Genomic DNA, 8126 nt, shown 5'->3' with positions numbered 1-8126 from the left:
TTTTGTCGAAAAATATTTTTTGGACACCCCTGAGGGGCCGAAAAGCCTTGATAAATCAACATTTCTAGAGGGAGGTTTGATAAAATGGGTGGAATTAATTGTGATGCCTCTAATGGTAGGATTAGACCAACTAATGGATTTGCAGATTTAATCGCTAAATACACATCAAAACTATTTGCATCTCAGAGGGAATTTAATTTAGCAAATGAATTAATTGAGTTGTCAGTTATTATGGAGACCAAAGACAAAAAGGTCGCTAAAGAACAACCAAATCTTTTTAGAAACCATTTAAGAAAGAGCATTGAAGAAATAGAAAATACCAAAGAAGTTTTACAAGAACTTATAGAGGTTACCAGTGAATTTTACAGTGATCCTATTTTAAAAGCTGGATGGGTAGAGCCGTTTCAGGAACTTGACTATAACGAATGCAAGCAAATCTGGTCAAAAAACAATCTTATCCCCATTGAAGATTCTATTTGGAATGAAGTTGTTGAACACATGTATAGCGAAGGGCAATTAGGATTTTGGAAGTTACAGATTAACTATTTAGATAAAATTAAAAAATTGTTGCAACAGTTAATTGATTCCTATCGAGATGCAGAAATACTTATCGATAAAGGAACTTTTCAATATGCCATGCGTGATTTAGAAATAAATGCAACTCCATATACTGTCTCTTTAGTTAATTTGTGGTCCAAGTCTATAATTGCACATTCATATATGTGCTTATTATCTTATACTGCATATCCTAGTGTAACGGGTGTTAAATTAGAACCCTCTGACTTCGTAGTAAATGGTATTCCTGTTATAAATAATATGAGTAAATTAGCATAAAAAAACGAAGGAGGATCTATACCTTAAAATATCACCATGATTATGCAGTCAGATAACTACCTGAATCCGTGATAAAGACGCGTTCAAAGCTGCCAAGAAAACTGGATCAATCAACAAAATATTGCACTCGGGGTTCTTCACCTAATAGGTGAACATTCGAAATGGAGTCGAAGTCTCGACACGATTGGGTTTCCCAGCATTTTTGATACACTTCTGTCACGGATTCAGGAACTAGGTATAGATCCTTCCTATTAATCCGGAGGTTGATAGTGATTTGAACTATATGACTTTTTTAAGGTGTGAACAGAGGATAGAATTTCAAGGTTTTTTTACATATAGAATGTTAATCGAAGGGAATAAAGTAGGTTTCAGGCCAGCTGGCACTCATATTAATAAACAAAAAGCAAAAGAATCAGTATTAAACGAAGCGTTAGAGATTAAATACAGCAGGGGTGATTGTATAACAAATTTTAAAATCCATTTTGGTGATGCTACTCCATCAACGTTTCTTAATCGTAATTTGTGGAGTCCTTTATATTGGGAATCTCCTTCAGCTAATGATTTGGAATGGTATCATTCTAAATGTCCCGCAGGATATATAAAAGGAGAGAATCTCAGGAACAGGCAAGAAATATATGTTCCAATGCAATTTTCATACTATCCACCAAAAAGGATAAAGAGAGAAAATAGATTAAATTGGGCTACCACGAATGGCCTTTCTTTTGATAAAAATAGTTTAGAATTAGCTTATTTAAAAGGAACAATGGAAATTTGCGAAAGAGACTCTATTATGTGCTGGTGGTATAAAGTTAAGTCCATATAATTGTGTAAAAAGGGAAATAGAAAAAGAGCCATGTTGCTTCCCCTTTGGTAGAATAAACAGTGGACCAAAAACACCAAACATAAGGAGGAATGCAACCATGGCTCAATATCATATTACCCTAAATGATGAACTTTTGCACGGGTTATTCACCAGAGATGAGGGATTAGCTAAGCTATTGGAACAAGTCCTCAATCAAATCCTCGAGGCACAAGTAGAAGAACAGCTGGGAGCTCGCCGTTATGAACGAACGGAAGAACGAAAAGGCTATCGAAACGGTTCGTATCCACGCCAGCTGACGACCCGGGTGGGACGGTTGACCTTGCGCGTTCCACGGACAAGAGATGGGGAGTTCTCTACGGAACTGTTCCAACGGTATCAACGGAGCGAACAAGCACTGGTACTGGCACTAATGGAAATGGTGGTAAACGGGGTGTCTACCCGAAAAATCACTCAAATCACGGAGGAATTATGCGGCACTTCGTTTTCCAAGTCCACGGTCTCCTCACTGTGCAAGGGACTGGATCCGATTATCCAAGACTGGAATTACCGTTCCCTTCATGAACACGTGTATCCGTTTGTGCTAGTAGATGCTATTTATACGAAAGTCCGGGAGGATGGACGAGTACGCTCCAGAGCCGTGTTGATCGCTACAGGAGTGAATGAGGAAGGATATCGGGAAATTCTTGGCCTGCAAATCGGAAACAGTGAATCGGAGTCCAGCTGGAGCGAGTTCTTCGGATGGCTGAAAGACCGGGGACTCCGGGGAGTGGACTTGATCATCTCGGATCAGCACGGTGGGCTGGTGCAAGCCATTGAAAAGCATTTCCAAGGCGCTACATGGCAACGATGCCAGACACATTTTATTCGCAATATCCTCGATGCCGCACCAAAGTATATGCAGGATGCCTTGCTCGAGGAGATTCGTGGGATTCTTCATGCTCCAAATAAGCAAACGGCCCGACTGTTATTGGAACAAGTGCTGGCCAAATGGGAAGAAAAAGCCCCAAAAGCCATGCAAATCCTCGAAGAGGGATTCGAAGACGCCACCGCCGTATTGGACTATCCGGACCGTTATCGGCGGCGTCTGCGTACGACAAACGGAGTGGAACGGCTGAACGAAGAAATTCGCCGCAGAGAACGGGTCATCCGCATCTTTCCGAACCGGGAATCGGTGTATCGCCTCGTTGGTGCCGTGTTGATCGAAATCGACGAAAAATGGATGTCAGGGCGCAAATACTTGGATATGTCCGAATATTGGCAGTGGCGGAAAACGAAAGAGCAAGAAGCTCGATCGGTGAATCAGGAAGTTTCGACGATCAAGAGAGTGGGATAACCTCTTCGCCGTGTCAAGGAGAACGTGGAATACCGGAGCGAAGCGAGGATATGCCGCGAAAGCTCCTTGACACGCCTGTTCCTTGACAACATGATCATTTGTCCGGAAGGCGACTGGCAGGGAGACTTGCCGGACTTACCTACTATACGTCAAGTCATCAGGTCCATGTTGTCTATCAAAGGGGAATTTACACAATAATTTGGACTTGACCGTGGTATAAAGAGATTGAAGCTGTGGAACTTACAGATTTAAAAATGAATATGAACTTGAAAGAAATTATTCAAATAATTGAATTCAATAACTATGATATTCATGTCTACCGAATTAACAACGATTTACCGTGCCATAATGTTATGGTGTTAATTCATAGCGAACAATACTTTCCAAAATATGCGTTAGGATCTGCTTCATCTAATAATATATATAAGGCAATTGAGCATGCTATCTACGAAAGTGTTAATACCGCTGTTGGACTCAGGTGGTATAATTTCTATGAACCAGGTAGTTATATAGTTGATAATTCTAATAAAGTTTTTAACAAATTCAAAAGAATAAAAAAGAAGCAATCTGTTAAAAGATTTGAAGAAGAAACTTTTAAAACATTAAATGACTTTATGAATCAAACAAACTATAATTTTTATGGTGTTATTTTAAGTGATAAGGAAGGATATACAACGAGAGTATTATCACCTGAATTACAAAATCTAATTGTTAATTCTTATAGTCCGATTAGTGAAAGACTATTAAAATGTAATAGAAATAGATTAGAAACCACTAAACATCCCTTTCTTTGACTTATATGATTCTTCCGTATAAAAGGTAACCATGTGTTAATATTTCATATTTGTTTAAATCAAGTAACTTTTCAATAGATTCATCATAAAAGCCACCTATACAATGTCCACCACCGTTAACAGCAGCTGTTAATAACTCAATATTCTGTATTATATGTCCACTTTCTAATAAAATAAATCGGTAACTTCTTTCGCCATATTTTATAAAACTTTTTATATATAAACTTGACGTAAACAATATAGCTGATACATTATCCGGATAAAGGATAGAATTCGATAATGTAGTTATATTAAAGTGGGAAATATCCTTAAATTGCTTTAAGGAGTGTTTTCTAGAATCGTATAAATATATTCCTTTTGGTACATTTAAAACGTTATTAACAATTACATATAAGTATACAGAATAAACACCGCCTGCCGAAGGATACGGCTTTTTAATACTATTCTTTTTTGACATTGCATGAAACAATATTGTCGATAATTCGATTCTACTTAATGGTGAATAATTAGTTCCTCTAAATGAGGTTCTATTCTCCATTACTTCAACAATGTTTTTATTAATATTTTTTGTGTTTCCGAGAGTGACCTCATTATAAAAATTTTTTTGAGGTTGTAAATTCATATAATAACTTTCTTGTATTCGTGCCTTTTGGTAATATTCATCCAGTTTCCGTATTTCCTTCTCAGTTAATTTCGAGTTGTTATGATAATTAATAAAATTATACATCCTGTATCTCTCCTAAGGAGGAAATATAATTGATAAAAAAAGTGAAGTCCTCATCAACATTAATATCAAAATTAAATAGTAATGCAATCAATTTAATTTGTGGAGAAACAACATCACAGTTTGGTAAGATGATATTTTCTATTTTTTCAATGTGGACTGCTTATGCAATAACACAAAATCAGTGGTATGTTGGGATAATTGGGGCATTACAGTTAATTTCAACACTAATCAATCCATTGGGTGGTATCTTAGCAGATCGATTCAATAAAAGAGTCCTATTACTATCAATTGATATATTCAGGTGTATTATTTTACTTTTGTGTTCACTCCTTTTTTATCTAGGATACAATAATTTTTTAATATTAGCTATAACTGTGTGTCTATTATCGTTAGGTAGCGGCATCTTCGCACCAACATTTGATGCCATCGTTCCTGAATATATCAGTCGAGATCAATTGCTTAAAGTTAACGGGATTATGACAACCTTTTTTCAAGCAGCAACAATAGTTGGTGCATCCGCAGGTGGTGCAATTGTATTGGTTTCTGATTTATATTGGGCACCCTTATTAAATGCAATAACATTTTTTATCTCTGTTATTTTTATTTTAAGGTTACCTAGACTTGGAAATGAAGAACAATTTTTAACTAAAATGAAAGATCAAAACAACTTTCTGAAGTTGTTTTTGGAAGGTCTCTCTTATATTAGACATAATAAATTTATAATTAATGTTATTCCCGTCGCATTAGTTGTTAATCTTTCATTTTGGACAATCTGGGCATTACTTCCAAAGTGGACTAATGTTTTTTTTAACAACAATTCTTTCTATTATAGTGCTCTAGAAATCTGTTTATCAATTGGGGCAATTCTGGGAGGAGCTTTACTAGGTATTTTAAATAAAAAGTTTAATAAACTCGGACTTGTTTTTATTATAGGTACAATCCTTCAAGGGATAACTTTAGTTATTTTTTCTTTAAGTCATATCTCTATATTATCAATTAGTTTATGGTTTCTTTATGGCTTGTTTAATACGATAGGCTCTAGTGTTTATTTCACAGCATTACAAATGATGGTTCCTCAGAAATTACTGGGAAGAGTCATGGGAACTATTACGACAATCTTTTCAATCACAAGTCCATTAGGTGCGATGTTAAGTGGTGTTTTAAACAGTATGATAAGAATTGAATATCTTGTATTTGCCTGCGCTCTATTAATGACATTATCATCGATAGGACTATTCTTGATTAAAGATGTCGTCAGGCTAACAGCAAATGGATTAAAAGATTCGATAACATAATAATTTATTAAAAGACAAATAATGAGAACATTTATAAGCATTTAACTAATCCAAATCCAAACCCAAAACCAATACCAATAAATAAGCACGAATTATATTTGATAAATAAAGTTCATCACTTACTTTCCTAATGGATAAGGGTCATTCGATCACGTAAAATTAAGTTCGCAAAAAGTGAAAAGAGGAAAAGCCATCGGTAACTCCGAATATAAGTGGCATAACCCTTATCGGAGTGCTGATGGTTTTTGCGAACTTTACTTGACACTAACGGTCATTCAAAGGAGTGTTTATATGATTTTATTAGAAATCAATCATATAAAACATTATGTAAGAGACCGCTTGTTGCTGGATGTAAATAATTTACAAATCCATGATCATGATAAAATCGGTTTAATTGGTCCGAATGGATGTGGAAAAACTACTTTATTGAACATAATGGCTGGAAAGATCAATCCAAATAATGGGAAAGTGACTCGGTACGCAAAAATTGAACTCATACCACAGATAAAACAACAAGCGGGCACTACAAAGAGCGGTGGTGAAGTCACAAAGGAATATCTTCAACAAGTTTTATATAGACATCCTTCTTTATTGCTTGCTGATGAACCAACAACAAACCTTGATACAGATCACATTGAATGGTTGGAAAAAATATTAAGTGAATGGAAGGGGGCATTTGTTATTGTTTCTCATGATCGTGATTTTCTAGACTCTCTTTGCACAACCATATGGGAAATAGATGGTTGTAAGATAATAGAGTATACTGGCAATTATACCAATTATAAAGAACAAAAAGAAAAAAAGAAGCTCCGTAATCAATTGAAATATAAAAAATATATGGAGAAAAAGAAACAGTTGGAAAGGGCTATCATCGATCTGAAGCATAGAGCTCAAAGAGCGACAAAGAAGCCGAAAAATATTTCGAATTCAGAGGCGAGAGTCCCCGGTGTAAAAACACACTACGCTAGTATTCAAAAAAAGTTAATGTTAAATATTAAATCCATTCAAAAACGGATTGAACGATTGGAAGTAGTAGAAAAAGAAAAAGAACTTCCTCCCATTAAAATGGAGTTAAAAAACGCAGAACTTCCTCGCAACAAACCAATTTTACGTGTTGAAGACTTATCTGGTATTGTAGGAGAACGTATTTTATGGAATAAAATAAGCTTTCAAATACGTGTTGGAGATAAGTTGGCAATTATTGGCCCAAATGGAAGTGGGAAAACAACCCTAATAAAAAAAATTATAAATAAAGACCCTAAAGTCAAACTTTCACCTTCTGTAAAAATTGGTTATTTTAGTCAAGATTTAAATATTTTAGATGATAAAAAAACAATACTGCAAAACGTTTGGGCCACTTCTAGTCATAATGAGACTTTTATTCGAACTGTTCTTGCTAGAATGCATTTTTTTGGTGAGGATATTTATAAACCCGTTGAAATTCTCAGTGGGGGAGAACGAGTAAAAGCAGCATTAGCGAAGATTATTTTAAGTGATGTTAATATGTTAGTTTTAGATGAACCAACGAATTTCCTTGATGCACAAGCTATTGAAGCCTTGGAAACGCTTCTAATGAATTATGAAGGTAGCGTGATTTTTGCTTCTCATGATCGTCGATTTATTAATAAAGTTGCTACACGAATTTTATCTATACGGAATGGAAGGATTGAATTGTTTAGTGGTAATTACAAGGAATATAAAGAACACCAACAAAGAAAAATAACAGAAATAAAGGATCAAGAAAGAAACGAAAGGTTGCTTTTATTAGAAACAAAAATAGCCGAAGTTATTAGCCGTTTAAGTTTAAATCCATCTGAAGAGTTAGAGATGCAATTGGAAAATTTACTCTCTGAAAAAGAAAAACTAATTCAAAAAAACTTTGATTAAACAGTTCTTCAGCAAAAGATGTACTTCAAAGAGAATCATGAAATGAAAAAAATACCAAAATCCTCTTTCTTTGTCAAGTGTAATTTGAAAATCCTTTTGATTTTTTTATTTACAATAAACACCATTTTAAAGCGATTTAAAAGGAGTGTTTTGAATGCAATATATATACTTGCTTATTTTACCGATCTGTAGATGAGCATTTTTCATTACAGTAATTTCCATTCCCTAAGAGACAAACAGGGGACCCCTTAGGCGACATGGAGCTGTTTTTTGATCACATCAATGGGAATATCTTGTTTTGCGGCGTCATCGATGAACTCAACGACGCTGTGTCCTTTCCGAGAACGAAGAAGCTCCAGGCCGGAAGAGAGGTCTTGTTGAGATTCCGCGATGCTGTATACGCAGGCGAACAGCACCACTGCCCAATACCGTT

At 35.4% G+C, this 8126-nt stretch carries 7 protein-coding genes and 1 pseudogene; 6 read left to right on the top strand and 2 right to left on the bottom strand.

The window, feature by feature from the left end:
* The first annotated feature begins 84 nt into the window (after nt 1-84).
* From B4113_RS02030 to B4113_RS02020, 4 genes are all read left to right on the top strand, one after another.
* Nucleotides 85-834 carry a hypothetical protein gene (locus tag B4113_RS02030; protein ID WP_061912151.1) on the top strand — a complete coding sequence of 250 codons (750 nt, stop codon included), beginning with the start codon at nt 85-87 and terminating at the stop codon, nt 832-834.
* 283 nt (nt 835-1117) lie between these two features.
* Nucleotides 1118-1657 carry a YcaO-like family protein gene (locus B4113_RS18395; RefSeq protein WP_082799281.1) on the top strand — a complete coding sequence of 180 codons (540 nt, stop codon included), beginning with the start codon at nt 1118-1120 and terminating at the stop codon, nt 1655-1657.
* A 97-nt stretch (nt 1658-1754) separates the two neighbouring features.
* Complete coding sequence (locus B4113_RS02025; protein WP_061912150.1) at nt 1755-2990, top strand: IS256 family transposase; 1236 nt, start codon at nt 1755-1757, stop codon at nt 2988-2990.
* A gap of 233 nt (nt 2991-3223) precedes the next feature.
* On the top strand, nt 3224-3784 hold the full coding sequence (locus B4113_RS02020) for a hypothetical protein (RefSeq protein ID WP_061912149.1): 561 nt from the start codon (nt 3224-3226) through the stop codon (nt 3782-3784).
* Between the two features lies 1 nt (nt 3785).
* Here the strand turns inward: B4113_RS02020 and B4113_RS02015 are convergent, their stop codons facing one another.
* Nucleotides 3786-4511 (bottom strand): SagB/ThcOx family dehydrogenase, encoded by a 726-nt coding sequence (locus B4113_RS02015; RefSeq protein WP_061912148.1) that lies wholly within the window; start codon nt 4509-4511, stop codon nt 3786-3788.
* A gap of 29 nt (nt 4512-4540) precedes the next feature.
* Here B4113_RS02015 and B4113_RS02010 point away from each other — a divergent pair, with 29 nt between their 5' ends.
* Together B4113_RS02010 and B4113_RS02005 are read left to right on the top strand one after the other, a co-directional pair.
* Nucleotides 4541-5806, top strand: coding sequence for an MFS transporter (locus B4113_RS02010; RefSeq protein ID WP_061912147.1), 1266 nt, complete (start codon nt 4541-4543; stop codon nt 5804-5806).
* A 291-nt stretch (nt 5807-6097) separates the two neighbouring features.
* Entirely contained in the window at nt 6098-7693 is a 1596-nt protein-coding gene (locus B4113_RS02005) for a Vga family ABC-F type ribosomal protection protein (protein ID WP_061912146.1), read from the top strand.
* 248 nt (nt 7694-7941) lie between these two features.
* Here the strand turns inward: B4113_RS02005 and B4113_RS02000 are convergent.
* Nucleotides 7942-8126: pseudogene (locus tag B4113_RS02000) on the bottom strand (IS701 family transposase); the annotation flags it as partial.

This window comes from Geobacillus sp. B4113_201601, from assembly GCF_001587475.1.
GTDB classification, from domain to species: domain Bacteria; phylum Bacillota; class Bacilli; order Bacillales; family Anoxybacillaceae; genus Geobacillus; species Geobacillus icigianus.
The sequence above is the reverse complement of the archived record's forward strand: the minus strand, read 5'-3'. Positions and strand labels throughout refer to the sequence as shown.

Bases quoted from the DNA above. Each gene is read 5' to 3' on its own strand.
- B4113_RS02030 (WP_061912151.1), top strand. From the start codon at position 85: ATGGGTGGAATTAATTGTGATGCCTCTAATGGTAGGATTAGACCAACT.
- B4113_RS18395 (WP_082799281.1), top strand. From the start codon at position 1,118: ATGACTTTTTTAAGGTGTGAACAGAGGATAGAATTTCAAGGTTTTTTT.
- B4113_RS02025 (WP_061912150.1), top strand. From the start codon at position 1,755: ATGGCTCAATATCATATTACCCTAAATGATGAACTTTTGCACGGGTTA.
- B4113_RS02015 (WP_061912148.1), bottom strand. From the start codon at position 4,511: ATGTATAATTTTATTAATTATCATAACAACTCGAAATTAACTGAGAAG.
- B4113_RS02005 (WP_061912146.1), top strand. From the start codon at position 6,098: ATGATTTTATTAGAAATCAATCATATAAAACATTATGTAAGAGACCGC.